This window comes from Flavobacterium sp. (assembly GCF_044339515.1).
GTDB lineage: Bacteria > Bacteroidota > Bacteroidia > Flavobacteriales > Flavobacteriaceae > Flavobacterium.
The window spans coordinates 1-16820 of sequence record NZ_JBIIVK010000016.1; the positions used below are offsets into that span (position 1 = coordinate 1).

Consider the following 16820-nt stretch of genomic DNA (forward strand, 5'->3'; position numbering starts at 1 on the left):
ATGTGGTGGATTATCCGCTGTTCTTTACACCAAACGGAGATGGATATAATGACACATGGAATATTTTTACGTTAAGAGAGACCAATCCTAACGCAAAAATTTATATATTTGACCGCTATGGAAAATTCCTGAAACAAATAGCCCCTGCGGGTCAAGGATGGGATGGAACATTCAACGGTCAAAACCTCCCATCAACCGATTACTGGTTTACGGTAGAGTATTTAGAAAACGATCAAACCAAAACATTTAAAGCACATTTTTCATTAAAAAGATAGAAATCATAACCAATAATAAAAAACTCCTGATATCGTCAGGAGTTTTTTTTATCGATGAAATTCACGTCGCTATGCGTTAAACGTTTAATTATTCATTTAAACGAGTTTAGTGTTTAAAATATATTCTAATCATTAGATTTACAACTGTTTAATCATAAAAGTAAGTAATGAAAAGGATTATAGTAATTTTTATATTAAGTGTAATTTCAATAGGATGTGCATCAGAATCAACTGAATTTGACACGCAAGGATTTAATTTGCCTGAATGGTTAAAAGGCGAATATGAAGGAGTTCATACAGGAAAATATCTTCGCATATCAAATCAAAATATAGAGTTTAAAGTTGATGCACAAGAGTACTTATTTAATTATACTATGATTGTTTCGGAAACAGAGGATGAAAATCATTATACAATAACCACTGAATCTGATATTTTGATTTTTAATAAAACAACACTAGACGAAGAAATTAATTTTCAATTTAATGATTTAAACTTAGGATGGTTTAAGAATAAAAAGATTGAATAAAAAAAATAAAAATCCCAACAATTTAATAATCGTTGGGATTTTCAATTATAAATAGTATCAACTATTGGTTGTAAACTTTTAAGGCTTCCTTTAAAATTCTAACAGACTTAATCAAGTCTTCTTTCTTTAAAACATAGGCAATTCTCACTTCATCTAAGCCAACATAAGGAGAAGAATAAAATCCAGCTGCAGGAGCAACCATAACAGTTTCACCATTAAAATCATACGATTCTAACAACCATTGTGCAAAATCATCAGCATTTTTAACGGGAAGTTTAGCAATGCAATAAAAAGCTCCTTTTGGAGTAGCTACTTTTACACCATCAATTTGATTTAATTCTGCAATCAACGTATCTCTTCTGTCTTTGTATTCTGTAATTACTTCATCAAAGTAACTTTGAGGGGTTTCCAAAGCTGCTTCACTGGCAATCTGAGCAAAAGTTGGCGGACTCAATCTGGCTTGAGCAAACTTCATTGCAGCAGCCATCACTTCTTTATTTTTTGAAACGATACAGCCAATTCGTGCTCCACACATGCTATAGCGTTTAGAGACAGAATCAATCATAATAGCATGTTGTTCGATTCCAGGAACATTCATCACAGAGAAATGTTTGTCACCATCATAAATAAATTCGCGGTAAACTTCGTCAGCTATCAAAAATAAATCATGCTTTTTTACTAATTCAGCTAACTGAAATATTTCTTCTTTTGAATATAAATATCCGGTTGGATTTCCGGGATTACAAATTAAAATTGCTTTTGTTTTTGGTGTAATTAATTTCTCAAAATCAGCAATAGGCGGAAGGGCAAAACCTTCGTCAATCGTAGAAATAACGGGCACAACTTTTACACCAGATGCCGTTGAAAAACCATTATAATTGGCATAAAACGGTTCAGGAATGATAATTTCATCATCTGTATCCATTGTACTTCCCATGGCAAATAGTAAAGCTTCTGAACCACCCGTTGTGATGATAATATCTTCTATGTTAATTGGTAAATTATGTTTTTGATAATATTCGGATAATTTTCTACGATAACTTTCAAATCCGGCAGAATGACTATATTCTAATACTTTTATATCAATATTTTTTATTGAATTCATGGCCACTTCAGGAGTTTTAATGTCCGGTTGACCAATATTCAAATGATAAACTTTTGTACCTCTTTTTTTGGCAATTTCAGAATAGGGAACCAGTTTTCTGATAGGTGATTCCGGCATTTGCTGTCCTTTTTTGGAAATCTTAGGCATAGTGGTTGATTTTTGAAATGCAAATTTGCAATTTTTTTTATTCAGACCCAATGCTTTTTGAGGATATATTTACATAAGTTGATTTTTAAAGCTAATTTTTGTAATTTTATTAAAATATTGCTCATGAAATTTGCCCTTGTTTTTTTTTTCTTTTTTATTCTTCTCACCTAGTTTGATAGGGCAAGAGGGATTTCAATATTTTTCTAAAAAAGAAAGAGTTACCATTCCATTTCAATTCATTAATAATTTGATTTTCATTCCTTTGAAAGTGAATGGAGTTGATTTAACTTTTTTGCTTGATACCGGTGTTGAAGAATCAATTTTATTTAGCTTAGAAGACAAAGAAGAATTGAAATTTAATAATGTTGAGAAAATTAAGTTGCGTGGTTTGGGAAGCTCAGATTTTATTGAAGGACTAAAGTCATCCGGAAATCAGGTTGTCTTTAGAGATGCCATTGTTGATCAAAAACACGATATTTATATTATTCTTGACGAAGAATTTAATTTTTCAGGAAGTGTAGGAATTCCAGTAAATGGCATAATTGGTTATCAATTTTTTCGGAACTTTAAAGTTGAAATAAATTATTTAACTCAAAAAATTCATATTCACAATCCCTCCAAAGAAATAAAAAAAAGAAAAATAAATAAGTTTCTGGAGGTTGATATTTTTTTTCATAATAATAAACCTTACTACAGTTCTCAATTTAAATTTGAAGATCAGAAAGTTGATGGTAAATTGCTTTTGGATATTGGAAATAGTGATGCATTTTGGTTTTTTTCTAATAGAATAAAAAGCTACACCTTTTCAAATCAATCTTTTGATGATTTTCTCGGAAAAGGTTTTAATGGAGATATTTTTGGAAAAAGAACAAAGTTAGATTCCTTTTCGTTTGAGAATTTTAGTTTTAAAAATCCCTATGTCGCCATTCCGGATTCGACTTCTTTGTACAATATTAAATGGGCAGAAAATAGAATTGGATCAATTGGTGGTGAGGTTTTTAAACGGTTTAATATAATTTTTGATTATAAGAATAGTAAATTATACCTCAAGAAAAATAAAAAATTTAATGACCCTTTTGAGTATAACATGAGTGGAATAGAGATTAATCATGCCGGTTTGCAATGGATACAGGAGGAAGTAAAAATGAATATATTGACAACGGACAAGACATCCTATGAAAATCTAACAAAAGGAAGTGATAGTTTTAAATATAAGTTTGTTTTAAAACCCATTTATATCATAGCTAATATCAGAAAAGATTCACCGGCTGACCTTTGTGGATTAAAAAAAGGCGATATTATTGTTAGTATTAATTCGCATGGAACAGACAGATATTCTTTGCAAGAGGTCAATAATTTATTAAAATCACAAAACGGGAAAAAAATTAATTTTGAAGTTGATCGCGGTAACCGAAGAATGCAATTCACTTTCTATTTAAAAATTATATTATAAAAAAAATCCCTTCGTTAAAAGGGATTAAATTTTTATTGCATCGGACCAACTTTTTTCTTTTCCATCAAGTTAACTTCTTGACGTTCCAAAACTTCTCCTTTAATTTTAAGGTGAACTTTTCCTCCTTCGGCATTCACTGCATTTGTCTCAACAGTGATACTTTTTCTGATTGGACCGGTTGCCATATTATATTTTACTTCAATTTTATCTGATTTTCCAGGCATAATAGGTTCTTTTGGTTTAGACGGAACCGTACAACCGCAGGTAGATTGAACATTTGTAATAATTAAAGGTGCATCGCCAGTGTTGGTGAATTCGAATACGCGAACACCATTGTCGTTGTCTTTGTAAACTTTTCCGTAGTCTATTGTATTTTCTTTGGCCTTAAACTCAATTTTTGGACCTTTTTGAGCAAAAGCTGTCAAGCTAATTAGGCTAAATACAGCAAATAATAAAATTTTTTTCATGGTTCTGTGTTTTTGGGTTGTGTAAAAATAGTCACTTTTGTTCAAATTACAAATACTAATTTCTTTTTTAATACTTCTGACTAAATCGTTACTTTTGCATCATAATACAAAAACCAGACCAAATTGAATATTTGTCAGTAATAGATAATTTTCAATTTATAACCATATAATTTATATTTATGTCAATTCCTGCTCAATTTGATGCCAAGCAAGCCCAACAAAAATGGTACGATTACTGGATGAAAAACAACTATTTTCATTCAAAACCAGACAACAGAACTCCTTATACAATAGTAATTCCTCCACCAAACGTGACAGGGGTTTTGCACATGGGACACATGTTGAATAATACCATTCAAGATGTTCTAATTCGTCGTGCACGTTTAAAGGGTTTCAATGCTTGTTGGGTACCGGGAACTGACCATGCTTCCATTGCAACCGAAGCAAAAGTGGTAGCCAAACTAAAATCAGAGGGCATTAATAAATCCGATTTAACGCGTGAAGAATTCCTAAAACACGCTTACGATTGGACTGATAAGTACGGAGGAACTATTCTGGAACAACTGAAACAATTAGGTTGTTCATGCGATTGGGACAGAACCAAATTCACTATGGATGAAGATATGTCAGCTTCTGTAATCAAATCGTTCGTTGATTTGTATAACAAAGGAATGATTTATCGTGGTTATCGAATGGTAAACTGGGATCCGGAAGCGAAAACCACTTTGTCTGATGAAGAAGTTATTCATGAAGAACGTCAAGGAAATTTATATTATATTAATTATAAGGTGGAAGGTACAAACGATGTTTTAACTGTTGCCACCACTCGTCCCGAAACAATTTTTGGTGATACCGCTATTTGTATCAATCCAAATGATGAACGATTTTTTCATTTGAAAGGTAAAAAAGCTATCATTCCAATTTGCAATAGAGTTATTCCAATTATTGAAGATGACTATGTTGATTTAGAATTTGGAACGGGTTGTTTAAAAGTAACTCCGGCTCACGATGTGAACGATAAAGTTTTAGGTGATAAACACAACCTTGAGATCATCGATATTTTCAACGAAGATGCTTCTTTAAACAGTTTCGGATTGCATTACCAAGGAAAAGACAGATTTGTAGCTCGTGAAGAAATTTCAAAAGAACTAAAATCGATAGGAGCTTTGGTTAAGACCGAAGTCCACATTAATAAAGTTGGAACTTCTGAAAGAACTAAAGCGGTTATCGAACCAAGATTATCTGACCAGTGGTTCCTCAAAATGGAAGAGTTGGTTAAGCCAGCCATCAAAGCCGTTTTAGAAACCGAAGAAGTAAAATTATATCCAAGCAAATTCAACAATACCTACCGTCATTGGATGGAAAATATTCGCGATTGGAATATTTCACGTCAATTGTGGTGGGGTCAACAGATTCCGGCTTATTATTATGGTGAAGGAAAAGAAGATTATGTTGTAGCAGATAATATTAATGAAGCTTTGGCTTTAGCCAAAGAAAAAACTGCCAACTCATCACTGACCACTGACCACTTGAAACAAGACTCCGATGCACTCGACACTTGGTTCTCGTCATGGTTATGGCCAATGGCTGTTTTTGGAGGAATTTTAGATCCTGAAAATGATGATTTTAAATACTATTATCCTACCAATGATTTAGTTACCGGTCCGGATATTTTGTTTTTCTGGGTGGCTCGTATGATTATTGCCGGTTATGAATATACAGGTGAAAAACCATTTTCAAATGTTTATTTAACCGGTTTGGTTCGTGATAAACAACGTCGCAAGATGTCAAAATCATTAGGAAATTCTCCTGATCCATTAGATTTAATTGAAAAATTTGGTGCCGATGGTGTTCGTGTTGGATTATTATTGAGTGCTTCAGCCGGAAACGATATCATGTTTGATGAAGAATTATGTAGTAACGGGAAAGCCTTCGCTAATAAAATTTGGAATGCTTTCAGATTAATCAAAGGTTGGGAAGTAGCTGAAATTGCTCAACCGGAAGCTTCAAAAATTGCCATTGATTGGTATGAAGCTAAACTGCAACAAACCCTTGCTGAAATTGAAGATAATTTTGAAAAATACAGATTATCCGATGCGTTGATGGGAATTTATAAGTTAGTTTGGGATGATTTCTGTTCATGGTTCTTGGAAATCATCAAACCGGCTTATCAACAACCAATTGACAAAGCAACTTTTGATAAAGCGATTGAATTATTAGAGGCTAATTTGAAATTATTGCATCCATTCATGCCTTTCTTAACGGAAGAAATTTGGCAATACATTGCAGAAAGAACGCCGGGACAAGCATTGATTATTTCAGAATGGCCAACCATGCAAAACACAAATGCAGATTTAATTGCTGAATTTGATTTTGTAACCGAAGTTATTGCCGGTATTCGAACCATTCGTAAACAAAAAAATATTGCGAATAAAGATAGTATTGATTTAAAAATAATCAACAACGAAAAAAATCCGAGTACATTTGATGCTGTAATCATAAAATTAGGAAAAATTGATAACCTAGAATATGTTACAGAAACAGTGAATGGAGCATTAACTTATCGAGTAAAATCAAACGAATATTTTATTCCAATTGCCGGAAATATTGATGTTGCGGCTGAAATTGAAAAATTGGAAGAAGAGTTAAAATACATTCAAGGTTTTTTGAAATCAGTTCAAGTAAAACTTTCTAATGAAAAATTTGTTGCGAATGCAAAACCTGAAATTATCGCCAACGAACGAAACAAAGAAGCCGATGCCTTAGCAAAAATTGCCACCATCGAACAAAGTTTAGCGAGTTTAAAATAAAACAAACACAAAAATCCCGATTTAATTCGGGATTTTTTTTTGGATATAAATTTCTTATTTCTTTTTATTTTTTTCGTTCATCATCAACATAACGGCTCCAATTAGTCCAAAGATGACTAATAAAAACACGCCAATCATGATAAAAGCACCGTTGTCCCAAGAATATAAAGCAAACGTTTGATTAATCATTTTGTCAAGTTTTAAGTTGAGTCAAAATTAAAAATCAAACAGCAGATTTTTTATGATAATTATCAGTTATAAAAATTTTGCTTTTAATTCAGGAGTTGGAATCATACATTCTTCTTTTTTACCATACCATTTGTATCGGTTTCTTGCGATAAGATCATACACAAAATTGCCCAAGTTTCCTGTAAATGATAAGTAACCAATAATTTTATGCCAAGTATTAAGTTCTTTAGCAATTTGCATGGCTGCTTCAGCTTTATGAAAATAAGCAATGCCGGGTTCATAAAGTACAATACTATCCACTTTCATCGGATTAACGCCAATGTGTTTCAGAATTTTTTCACCTAATTCTGACTGCAAAGCAACAAAGCGAAAAATGTCTTTTTTATCGTGTTTGATAATAAATTGAACCGAAGAGTCACATAAATTGCATACTCCGTCAAACAAAATTATTTTTTTATCGAGTGGTAATCCTTCCATGGTTTCTATTTTTTTGCTTCTACCAATTCCAATACCTCCAAACTTACTTTTGAGGTAAACATGCCATAGTTTACGGTAGCTTTATTTTTTTCAATAGCATCCAAAGTTCCAACTGCCTTTCCGTCAAACATGCGAACTCGGTCGCCGATTTTTAAAATGGGTTTTGGCTTTTCCGATTCTACTTTTAAAGCTTTGGCTTTTTTCTCTTTTTTAACGGCTCGTATTTCGTCTACTTTTGTTGTAACTTCTTGAATAATTTGCTTCTGAATGACTTCCTTTTCCTTTATCTCCTTAGCACTTGCTTTTTTGCGTTTGGAATTTTCAATTTCAACAATTTTTAAAAACTCACCGATTAATACTTTTTTATCTTTGTTATTGAAATATTTATTCGAAAGATCATCAATTTTCTGACCAATGTAAATTAAACGCTGGTTGGCATCATACAATTCTTGATAACGTTCTAATTTATCCTGAATTTTTGCATTGATGGTTTCCATTTTTTTGCTTTCTTCTCGGGCTTTGGTCTCTTCTTCCTTAAGATTAATCGACGTTTTTTCTAACTTTGAACGTTCTTTTTGTAACGTAGCAATGGTTTTATCAAAACGAACTTTTCCGCCTTCAATTTTCTTTTTCGCTCGATTAATCAATCCATACGGAATGCCATTTTTTTGTGCTACTTCAAACGTAAAAGAACTTCCGGCTTGACCTAATATCAATTTATACATGGGTTCCAACGATTTTTCGTCAAACAGCATGTTGGCATTGGAAGCAAAAGGCAATTCGTTGGCTAATATTTTTAAATTGGAATAATGCGTTGTTATGATTCCGAAGGCTTCCCGGTGATAAAATTCTTCCAAAAAAGTTTCGGCTAAAGCACCGCCTAATTCCGGGTCTGAACCCGTTCCGAACTCATCAATCAAGAATAATGTTTTATCGTTACATTTCTTTAAAAAGTAGTTCATGTTTTTAAGTCGGTAACTGTATGTACTCAAATGATTTTCAATAGATTGATTGTCACCAATATCGGTTAAAATTCGATCGAATAAAAACGTTTCACTTCGTTCGTGAACCGGAATAAGCATACCGCTTTGTAGCATTAACTGTAATAAACCAACTGTTTTTAACGAAATGGTTTTTCCTCCGGCATTTGGTCCCGAAATCACAATAATTCTGCTTTCGTTTGTTAATTCAATGGTTTGCGGATAAGTAATTTCGTTTTTACTTTTGTTATTTAAGTATAAAATAGGGTGGTAGGCATCTCTGAAAAACAGCCTTTTTTCTTCAATAATTGTTGGTAAAATTGCATTAATTTTTAATGCGTATTTTGCTTTTCCGGCAATTACATCGATATCACTCAAAAACTCCTGATATTGACTCAAAAGTTCTTTAAACGGACGAATATCATTGGTCAATTTTTTTAGAATTCGAGTAATTTCTTCTCGTTCTTCGTATTCCAAATTACTCAATTCTCTTGAATAACGCAACGTAGCTTCGGGCTCAATGTAGGCAATACTTCCTGTTTTAGAACTTCCTAAAATGGAACCTTTCACTTTTCGGCGATACATGGCTAAAACCGCCAATACGCGACGATTCTCAACAAAACTTTCTTTAATTTCATCCAAATAACCTAAGCCATTGTATTGGCTCAAAGCCATACCAAAACTTTGGTTTACTTTGCCACGAACAGAACTCATTTCTCTTCGAATATTGATTAAATCCGGCGATGCATTGTCTTTAATTTCTCCATATTTATCAACCACTTCATCAATTTTTTGGACAATGTATTTGGTATATTCAATCGCTGTTGATTTTTGATATAAAGTAGGATAGTAGTCAGCAAATTTTTTCAAAAAAAGCAACATCGTATTGGTTGTTTCCGACAATTGAGCAATTTTTCTGAAACTTCCAACTTCCAAAAAACTATCTTCAATACCAATGAATTTAATTTCGGTGCTGATGTTATCAAAACCATGATTTGGAAGAGCATTGTTGTTAGAAAATGAAGATAGATATTCAGATGTTTGCAAAAGCGAATCCATTAAGAGCGTTTTATCTCTAAACGGAACAATTTCCAAAGCTTTCTGCTTACCCAATTCGGTATTACATCGATCGGAAACGTTTTGCAGTATGGTGGAGAATTCTAAATCTTTTAAAGTTTTATCGGTGATGGATATCATTTAGTTTAATAGCAATTTTAGGCAAATTTAGCGATAATATTTCTTTGTTTAAATAGGGTTTAACTTCAAATTGAGAAGTATAATTATCTTTGTGAAAATATATCCGTTATGCAAGTTAAAATCCACCCATCTTGGCAGACAATTCTTGAAAATGAATTTACAAAACCTTACTTTGAACAGTTGATTTCATTTGTCAAAAATGAGTATAAACTACATACTTGTTATCCAAAAGGAAGTGAGATTTTTGCCGCTTTTGATCATTGTCCGTTTGAAAATGTAAAAGTAGTCATCATTGGCCAAGATCCCTATCACGGATCAAATCAAGCGAATGGATTGTGTTTTTCTGTTAATGATGGAATTCCTTTTCCGCCTTCATTACAAAACATTTTCAAAGAAATTGAAAGTGATTTAAAGATTCCTTATCCCAAATCCGGCAATTTAGAACGTTGGGCAGATCAAGGTGTTTTGTTGCTTAATGCCACATTAACTGTAAGACAATCGGAAGCCGGAAGTCATCAAAATAAAGGTTGGGAAACCTTTACAGATGCAGTGATTCAAGAAGTTTCAAAACAAAAAGAAAACGTTATTTTCCTTCTTTGGGGCGGATTTGCTAAAAAGAAAGGAGCTAAAATTGATAGAAAGAAACATATTGTTTTAGAAACGGGACATCCTTCGCCATTAAGTGCTAACCGTGGACTCTGGTTTGGTAACCAACATTTTAGCAAAACCAATCAACATTTAAAAGATTTGGGAAAAAAGGAAATTATTTGGTAGCTAATCGATTGTATCATCCGTATAATTTTCCAAATCCCTGCGGTCTTTTTTGGTAGGCCTTCCTTCACCTGTTTTGCGATAATGTTCTTTGGATAATTTTAGTAATTCCAAATGAGCAAAGCTTTCCGCAGGCGTTTCGTCTTTCCGATAAATGTCGACCAATTTTGCTCCCACACGATTTTCAGGAATGGCCAAAACTTTAATTTTATAGGTAATTTGTTCTTTCCTAAATGTAACATCATCACTCGGAAAAACTTCCTTTGAGGGCTTAGCTACTTGACCATTAACGGTTACATGATTTTTTTTACAAAGTTCAGTCACCATATTTCGGGTTTTAAAATATCGCACACACCACAAGTATTTATCTATTCGCATACCTTTTTTCAGAATTCTTCGTTAATTATTATACAAAAATAAATCAAAATTGTATCTTGCGACACTTATTTTAAGATATTATTATACTAAACCTGAACAATAATTTTATTCAAAATGCTATTTAAAAGTTTAAAAAATGTAGTACTGATTACAGTATTCTCAACAGTCATTTTTTCATGTAAAAAAGATGATGATAATGTAACGATAACTCCACCAAGAGATAGAACTGTACAATATGGTGAAGATGAAATTACAATCAACAACTATTTTGAAGAAAACTACATGACAGTTGATGCTGATATGAATGTGACAATTGCAGAAATAACAGATCCTCTAACTCAAGTTTCTATAAAAGACCAGACAGATTATCCTTTGCAATTTATCACGGTTAAAAATGATTCAAGACAAACCTATCTTAAAGGTGGAAGAGTTGAGGATCCGGTTGACTATAAACTTTATTATATCATTCTAAATGAAGGTGGAGGTCAAAGACCCACAACTGTTGATTCATCTTTTGTTGATTACAGAGGTTGGAATTTTGACAATGTTGAGTTTGAGAGAACTGTAACTCCAGTATGGACAACTTTTCCTAGTGAAAGGTTAGAATTTAGATCTGGGTTAAGACAAATTTTTCCGTTACTCAAAACACCTGAAACGGTAACTCCAAATGATGATGGAACTATTTCTTATACAAACTATGGAAATTGCGTTGTATTTATACCCTCAGGATTAGCTTATTATAATTTGTCAAGTGGAGCAAATATTCCTGCCTATTCTAATTTGGCTTTTCAAATAAAGTTAAAAGGATTACGTTATAACGATCATGATCGAGATAAGATTCTATCTAAAGACGAAATTTATGATCCTACGGGAGATACTGATATTGGTTTGTTTAACCAAGATTCTGATGGTGATGGAATTCCTGACTTTTTAGATACTGATGATGATGGTGATGGTGTTTTAACAAGAAATGAATTGAAAATACCGGGGACAACACCACAACAATATTATCCATTCAATGATATTCCGAGTTGTTCTGGTGATCAAGTAGACCCAAATAGATTGAAAAAGCATTTGGATTCAGGTTGTCATTAACAAACTAAAAGCCGTTTCAAATCTATTATTGAAACGGCTTTTTGATATAAAATTAATTATAAATTAAAAAGGGTTGAAATCATATGCAATATTGCTGAAATTTGTGCTATAACCACTTCTAGCATAATTAAATGAGCCAGTAATATAAATTGTATTCAAAGCACAAGGACCAACAAATACATAATTTGATATGTTTTTAGTAAAAACTGCAGAACTTATAAATTCAAATCCATTTATACCATTGTTAGTCCATTGACAAGTACCCGACATTGATAAATTTGGAGATAATTGAGCAGAGATATCATCATTTTTCCAAGTACATCTCCAAAAAGAACATGATTTATATTGTTGATGAACTCTATAGAAAATTTTAGAACTTGACAATGCATTATTAATATATAATGATTCGTTAAAGATGCTTAAAGTTACTCTTTTACTCCCATTTGTAATTGTCCAAGATTTTGTGTAATTTACATTATGCCTATTTAATTCATTATTTGACAAGCTACTATTATGGAGAGAACCAATTATTTCATTTTTAGAAGTTGAAATTAACTCACCTTTTTCATTTAAAAATATTACATCATTTCCAATCATTATATTATTATCATAATTAAAAATTGTTGAAATGTATTCAGAAAGTACTATTTCAGTATTACTTTTTTTCTCTACTTTACCTTCGTTTGAAGTTTCTTCATCTACAATTTCTTCTTCATTTGATAAATTTCTATAATAAATACTGTTATTATCATTCTTGATAAGCAAAAAATCATTGAATTCTTTTGGATTAAGATTTGATAAATCATTATAGAATTTTAAGAAATCATCATTATCATTAAATCTAAAGATTTTCCCATCATATTTTTCAAGGATAGTTTCTTTAAGATTAAGATTTGATTCTTCTTGATTAAACTCTTCATTATCATTACTACAGGAAAGTAATGATAATGAAATTGTTAAAAGGCCGATAATTTTTTTCATATGTTAAAATTTTAAAGTTTCTCAAAAATAGTAAAAAACTTTCAAAAAAAAAACATTATGTAGTGTTTTTATTTCAATTTTAACATTCGGTAAATAGCGTTTAATTTTCTAAGAATTTCAAACAAAAAAATCCCTATTCAATTTGAATCGGGATTTTTTTTGGAGGTAAAAAGGGTAAACTATTTTCGATTGATAACTTTCTCAGCTTTTGCAATAATTGCTTCGGCATTCAATTGGTATTTTTCCATCAATTGAGCAGGTGTTCCACTTTCGCCAAAACTATCTTGAACAGCCACATATTCTTGAGGAACAGGATTATTTAACGATAATGTTCTTGCTACACTTTCGCCTAAACCGCCCAAAATATTGTGCTCTTCCGCCGTAACAACACATCCCGTTTTAGCAACCGATTTTAAAATGGCTTCTTCGTCTAAAGGCTTAATGGTATGGATATTAATTACTTCAGCAGAAATACCTTTCTCTTCCAATTTTTCGGCAGCAAGTAACGCTTCCCAAACCAAATGACCGGTCGCAATAATGGTTACATCGGTTCCTTCATTCATCATTACCGCTTTTCCAATGATAAATTCACCATTTTCAGGTGTAAAATTTGCCACACTAGGACGACCAAAACGCAAATAAACCGGACCGTTATGGTCAGCAATGGCAAGTGTTGCAGCTTTTGTTTGGTTGTAATCACATGTATTGATTACAGTCATTCCCGGTAACATTTTCATCAAACCAATGTCTTCCAAAATTTGGTGAGTTGCACCGTCTTCTCCTAAAGTTAATCCGGCATGCGAAGCACAAATTTTAACGTTTTTATCAGAATAGGCAACCGATTGACGAATTTGGTCATAGACTCTTCCGGTAGAGAAATTAGCAAAAGTTCCTGTAAAAGGAATTTTTCCACCAATGGTTAATCCGGCAGCAATACCAATCATATTCGCTTCTGCAATTCCGATTTGAAAAAAACGTTCCGGGTGATTTTTTTTAAAATCATCCATTTTTAATGATCCAATTAAGTCGGCACAAAGTGCCACTACATTTTCGTTTTTCTGACCTAATTCAGTCAAACCTGCTCCAAAACCGGAACGGGTGTCTTTATTTCCTGTATTGATATATTTCTTCATTATAATTGAACTTTCAGTTGTGTGTTAATTTTTTGTAATTTAGTTAATTGATATGTTTCTACTTTTTTATCATTATGATAAACTGTAATTTTTTTAGGTAAAGGGATAGAGAATTCAAAATCAGTATTTGAAAAATAACCATGACAAAAATGATTTAGAAAGCGTTGATCTATTAAAATGTCATTTTTTTCATAAACTAAATCAAAGGCTTTACTTGATTTTTTCTTTTTTGGATTATTGAATTTTAGTAGATTAACTTCATTTGAAACACTATCAATCTTTTTTTCAGTTGATTCAAAATGATATTCTACGAAAGTTTTGTTTTTTTTATTAAGCAAATAGCTTGTACTTTTTAAATAAGTAAATTTAACACCCAAATCATCATTAGAAACCAGAAAGTGATGTGACTTCAAATTTTTACTATCATATATTACTCCAGAAAGCTTATTGTTGAAATCAAAGTAAAAGGAAAAGTAATAATCATTTGAATTTTCATTAAACATAAAATATTCTCTTGTGTTTTTTTCCTCATTTTCGTATTCGACATATTTATCAAAGTGATATTCATTTTCATTGTAAGAAAATGTTGAAAAAAATAGAAGAGGTATGAAAAGTAAATATTTCATTCTAATGACCTAATAATCGCCTAAAGTAACTGGGTTTTGAGCCAATGCTTTTTCTAATTGCTCATCATTTGGAGCTTTTCCGTGCCAAGCGTGGGTGTGCATCATATAATCAACGCCATTGCCCATTTCAGTATAAAGTAAAACACAAACCGGTTTTCCTTTACCGGTTTTGGTTTTGGCTTCTATCATTCCAAAAATGATAGCTTCAAGGTCATTTCCATCTTTAATTTCGATAACATCCCAACCAAAAGCAGTGAATTTTGCTTTTAAATCACCCATGTTTAAAACTTCATCAGTTGAACCGTCAATTTGTTTTCCGTTTAAATCGATGGTAGCAATATAATTATCCACTTTGTATGCCGAAGCATACATCATCGCTTCCCAATTTTGACCTTCTTGCAATTCGCCATCACCGTGAAGTGAATAAACTAAATGCGAATCATTGTTTAGTTTTTTTGCTAATGCAGCTCCAATTGCTACAGACATTCCTTGTCCAAGTGATCCCGAGGCAACTCTGATTCCAGGTAAACCTTCATGTGTAGTAGGATGACCTTGTAATCTTGAGTTGATCAATCGAAAGGTTGCCAATTCTGATACGGGAAAGTAACCACTTCTGGCTAAAACACTGTAAAAAACAGGCGAAATGTGACCGTTTGATAAGAAAAATAAATCTTCCTCTTTTCCGTCCATATCGAAGCCTTCCTTTCTGTCCATTAAAACTTGGTATAAAGCGACAAAAAATTCTGTGCATCCCAAAGAACCTCCCGGATGACCTGAGTTTACGGCGTGAACCATGCGAAGAATGTCTCTTCTGACTTGTGTTGAAAAGTCGTTTAGTTGTTGTGTGTTGGGTTTCATTTTTATGATAAAAGTTAAACTTCGGCAAAGGTAAATCAATTATTAGATTTTGGCTAATTCGCTTGTACAGAATTTGGGAAAGTTTTCAAGATAAATTGTTAGTAAACCTATGATATACTTGTATAAATTATTCATAAAACAGACGCAACAAATACGAATTCTTTTATCTTTGCCAACTGTAAAAAATAGATATGAAGTTTGATTTATTGACGACTGACCCTCATTCGCAAGCCCGTGCCGGCTCCATTACTACCGATCATGGTGTGATTGAAACACCCATTTTCATGCCAGTTGGAACGGTTGCTTCTGTAAAAGGCGTGCATCAACGCGAGTTGAAAAATGATATAAATCCCGATATCATTTTGGGGAATACCTATCATTTATACCTTCGTCCGCAAACCGAAATTCTTGAAAAAGCCGGAGGTTTGCATCAATTTATGAATTGGGATCGCAATATTTTGACCGATAGTGGTGGTTATCAAGTATATTCACTTTCTTCTAATCGGAAAATAAAAGAAGAAGGGGTGAAGTTTAAAAGTCACATTGATGGTTCCTATCATTTCTTTTCACCTGAAAATGTAATGGAAATTCAACGTACAATTGGAGCCGATATTATTATGGCTTTCGACGAATGTACGCCTTATCCATGTGATTATAATTATGCCAGACGTTCGATGCACATGACGCATCGTTGGTTAGATAGATGCATCAATCATTTGGAGAAACTTCCTTTTAAATATGGGTATGAGCAGACATTTTTTCCGATAGTTCAAGGAAGTACTTACAAAGATTTACGTCAGCAATCTGCCGAATATATTGCTAATGCAGGAGCACAAGGAAATGCAATTGGCGGACTTTCAGTTGGTGAACCGGCAGAGGAAATGTATGCAATGACCGAGGTTGTTACTGCTATTTTGCCAAAAGACAAACCTCGTTATTTAATGGGAGTGGGAACACCAATTAACATTTTGGAAAATATTGCATTAGGAATTGATATGTTTGATTGTGTAATGCCAACTAGAAACGCAAGAAACGGAATGCTTTTTACAGCCAACGGAACAATCAATATCAAAAATAAAAAATGGGAAGATGATTTTTCCCCAATTGATGAAATGGGAATCACTTTCGTTGATACAGAATATACAAAAGCGTATTTACGCCATTTGTTTGCTGCAAATGAGTATCTTGGCAAACAAATTGCCACCATTCATAATCTCGGATTTTACATGTGGTTGGTTCGTGAAGCCAGAAAGCACATTATCGCAGGAGATTTCAGCGTTTGGAAAGATCAAATGGTGAAGCAAATGAGTGAACGTCTCTAAAACACAAAAATCTAACATTCCATTTTCTA

General features: G+C 32.7%; 17 protein-coding genes. 7 read left to right on the plus strand and 10 right to left on the minus strand.

The genetic code is table 11. The annotated features are described in order from the left end of the window. Positions 1–275, plus strand: a 275-nt coding sequence (locus ACIQ0M_RS06100) for a T9SS type B sorting domain-containing protein (RefSeq protein ID WP_396150776.1), incomplete at its 5' end; no start/stop codon positions are given. Between the two features lie 167 nt (positions 276–442). Next, positions 443–802, plus strand: a complete 360-nt coding sequence (locus ACIQ0M_RS06105) for a hypothetical protein (RefSeq protein WP_396150778.1) — start codon at positions 443–445, stop codon at positions 800–802. Positions 803–863: 61 nt separating this feature from the next. On the opposite strand, the gene ACIQ0M_RS06110 is transcribed toward ACIQ0M_RS06105, so the two are convergent. Next, entirely contained in the window at positions 864–2054 is a 1191-nt protein-coding gene (locus ACIQ0M_RS06110; protein ID WP_396150780.1) for a pyridoxal phosphate-dependent aminotransferase, read from the minus strand. A 172-nt stretch (positions 2055–2226) separates the two neighbouring features. Between ACIQ0M_RS06110 and ACIQ0M_RS06115 the strand changes: the two genes are divergently transcribed. Next, positions 2227–3507 (plus strand): PDZ domain-containing protein, encoded by a 1281-nt coding sequence (locus ACIQ0M_RS06115; RefSeq protein WP_396150782.1) that lies wholly within the window; start codon positions 2227–2229, stop codon positions 3505–3507. A 32-nt stretch (positions 3508–3539) separates the two neighbouring features. Here the strand turns inward: ACIQ0M_RS06115 and ACIQ0M_RS06120 are convergent, their stop codons facing one another. After that, complete coding sequence (locus ACIQ0M_RS06120; protein ID WP_396150784.1) at positions 3540–3974, minus strand: DUF1573 domain-containing protein; 435 nt, start codon at positions 3972–3974, stop codon at positions 3540–3542. 179 nt (positions 3975–4153) lie between these two features. Here ACIQ0M_RS06120 and ACIQ0M_RS06125 point away from each other — a divergent pair, with 179 nt between their 5' ends. After that, entirely contained in the window at positions 4154–6784 is a 2631-nt protein-coding gene (locus ACIQ0M_RS06125) for a valine--tRNA ligase (protein ID WP_396150786.1), read from the plus strand. A gap of 54 nt (positions 6785–6838) precedes the next feature. On the opposite strand, the gene ACIQ0M_RS06130 is transcribed toward ACIQ0M_RS06125, so the two are convergent. From ACIQ0M_RS06130 to ACIQ0M_RS06140, 3 genes are all read right to left on the minus strand, one after another. Next, a complete protein-coding gene (locus tag ACIQ0M_RS06130) occupies positions 6839–6973 on the minus strand; it encodes a hypothetical protein (RefSeq protein ID WP_129464907.1) in 135 nt (44 codons plus the stop codon). 66 nt (positions 6974–7039) lie between these two features. Next, positions 7040–7450 (minus strand): thiol-disulfide oxidoreductase DCC family protein, encoded by a 411-nt coding sequence (locus tag ACIQ0M_RS06135; RefSeq protein ID WP_396150788.1) that lies wholly within the window; start codon positions 7448–7450, stop codon positions 7040–7042. A 5-nt stretch (positions 7451–7455) separates the two neighbouring features. Continuing rightward, positions 7456–9627 (minus strand): DNA mismatch repair protein MutS, encoded by a 2172-nt coding sequence (locus ACIQ0M_RS06140; protein WP_396150790.1) that lies wholly within the window; start codon positions 9625–9627, stop codon positions 7456–7458. 108 nt (positions 9628–9735) lie between these two features. On the opposite strand from ACIQ0M_RS06140, the gene ACIQ0M_RS06145 reads away from it, so the two are divergent. Further along, positions 9736–10401: a uracil-DNA glycosylase gene (locus ACIQ0M_RS06145; RefSeq protein ID WP_396150791.1), complete on the plus strand. Its 666-nt coding sequence runs from the start codon at positions 9736–9738 to the stop codon at positions 10399–10401. Here the strand turns inward: ACIQ0M_RS06145 and ACIQ0M_RS06150 are convergent, their stop codons facing one another. Continuing rightward, positions 10402–10776: an RNA-binding S4 domain-containing protein gene (locus ACIQ0M_RS06150; RefSeq protein WP_396150793.1), complete on the minus strand. Its 375-nt coding sequence runs from the start codon at positions 10774–10776 to the stop codon at positions 10402–10404. A 114-nt stretch (positions 10777–10890) separates the two neighbouring features. Here ACIQ0M_RS06150 and ACIQ0M_RS06155 point away from each other — a divergent pair, with 114 nt between their 5' ends. After that, positions 10891–11871 carry an FKBP-type peptidyl-prolyl cis-trans isomerase gene (locus ACIQ0M_RS06155; protein ID WP_396150795.1) on the plus strand — a complete coding sequence of 327 codons (981 nt, stop codon included), beginning with the start codon at positions 10891–10893 and terminating at the stop codon, positions 11869–11871. 63 nt (positions 11872–11934) lie between these two features. On the opposite strand, the gene ACIQ0M_RS06160 is transcribed toward ACIQ0M_RS06155, so the two are convergent. The 4 genes from ACIQ0M_RS06160 to ACIQ0M_RS06175 form a co-directional block, all read right to left on the minus strand. Further along, positions 11935–12852 carry a hypothetical protein gene (locus ACIQ0M_RS06160; protein ID WP_396150797.1) on the minus strand — a complete coding sequence of 306 codons (918 nt, stop codon included), beginning with the start codon at positions 12850–12852 and terminating at the stop codon, positions 11935–11937. 179 nt (positions 12853–13031) lie between these two features. Next, positions 13032–13985: a transketolase family protein gene (locus tag ACIQ0M_RS06165; protein WP_396150799.1), complete on the minus strand. Its 954-nt coding sequence runs from the start codon at positions 13983–13985 to the stop codon at positions 13032–13034. After that, a complete protein-coding gene (locus ACIQ0M_RS06170) occupies positions 13985–14611 on the minus strand; it encodes a hypothetical protein (RefSeq protein WP_396150801.1) in 627 nt (208 codons plus the stop codon). Before ACIQ0M_RS06170 ends, ACIQ0M_RS06165 begins: the two co-directional genes overlap by 1 nt. 9 nt (positions 14612–14620) lie before the next feature. After that, positions 14621–15469 carry a transketolase gene (locus ACIQ0M_RS06175; protein ID WP_396150803.1) on the minus strand — a complete coding sequence of 283 codons (849 nt, stop codon included), beginning with the start codon at positions 15467–15469 and terminating at the stop codon, positions 14621–14623. 191 nt (positions 15470–15660) lie between these two features. On the opposite strand from ACIQ0M_RS06175, the gene tgt reads away from it, so the two are divergent. After that, positions 15661–16791 carry a tRNA guanosine(34) transglycosylase Tgt gene (gene tgt, locus ACIQ0M_RS06180; protein WP_396150805.1) on the plus strand — a complete coding sequence of 377 codons (1131 nt, stop codon included), beginning with the start codon at positions 15661–15663 and terminating at the stop codon, positions 16789–16791. Positions 16792–16820 lie beyond the last annotated feature (29 nt).

Excerpts from the sequence above, each read along its gene's own strand:
- ACIQ0M_RS06105 (WP_396150778.1), top strand. The coding sequence starts at position 443 with ATGAAAAGGATTATAGTAATTTTTATATTAAGTGTAATTTCAATAGGA.
- ACIQ0M_RS06110 (WP_396150780.1), bottom strand. The coding sequence starts at position 2,054 with ATGCCTAAGATTTCCAAAAAAGGACAGCAAATGCCGGAATCACCTATC.
- ACIQ0M_RS06120 (WP_396150784.1), bottom strand. The coding sequence starts at position 3,974 with ATGAAAAAAATTTTATTATTTGCTGTATTTAGCCTAATTAGCTTGACA.
- ACIQ0M_RS06125 (WP_396150786.1), top strand. The coding sequence starts at position 4,154 with ATGTCAATTCCTGCTCAATTTGATGCCAAGCAAGCCCAACAAAAATGG.
- ACIQ0M_RS06130 (WP_129464907.1), bottom strand. The coding sequence starts at position 6,973 with ATGATTAATCAAACGTTTGCTTTATATTCTTGGGACAACGGTGCTTTT.
- ACIQ0M_RS06135 (WP_396150788.1), bottom strand. The coding sequence starts at position 7,450 with ATGGAAGGATTACCACTCGATAAAAAAATAATTTTGTTTGACGGAGTA.
- ACIQ0M_RS06140 (WP_396150790.1), bottom strand. The coding sequence starts at position 9,627 with ATGATATCCATCACCGATAAAACTTTAAAAGATTTAGAATTCTCCACC.
- ACIQ0M_RS06145 (WP_396150791.1), top strand. The coding sequence starts at position 9,736 with ATGCAAGTTAAAATCCACCCATCTTGGCAGACAATTCTTGAAAATGAA.
- ACIQ0M_RS06150 (WP_396150793.1), bottom strand. The coding sequence starts at position 10,776 with ATGCGAATAGATAAATACTTGTGGTGTGTGCGATATTTTAAAACCCGA.
- ACIQ0M_RS06155 (WP_396150795.1), top strand. The coding sequence starts at position 10,891 with ATGCTATTTAAAAGTTTAAAAAATGTAGTACTGATTACAGTATTCTCA.
- ACIQ0M_RS06160 (WP_396150797.1), bottom strand. The coding sequence starts at position 12,852 with ATGAAAAAAATTATCGGCCTTTTAACAATTTCATTATCATTACTTTCC.
- ACIQ0M_RS06165 (WP_396150799.1), bottom strand. The coding sequence starts at position 13,985 with ATGAAGAAATATATCAATACAGGAAATAAAGACACCCGTTCCGGTTTT.
- ACIQ0M_RS06170 (WP_396150801.1), bottom strand. The coding sequence starts at position 14,611 with ATGAAATATTTACTTTTCATACCTCTTCTATTTTTTTCAACATTTTCT.
- ACIQ0M_RS06175 (WP_396150803.1), bottom strand. The coding sequence starts at position 15,469 with ATGAAACCCAACACACAACAACTAAACGACTTTTCAACACAAGTCAGA.
- tgt (WP_396150805.1), top strand. The coding sequence starts at position 15,661 with ATGAAGTTTGATTTATTGACGACTGACCCTCATTCGCAAGCCCGTGCC.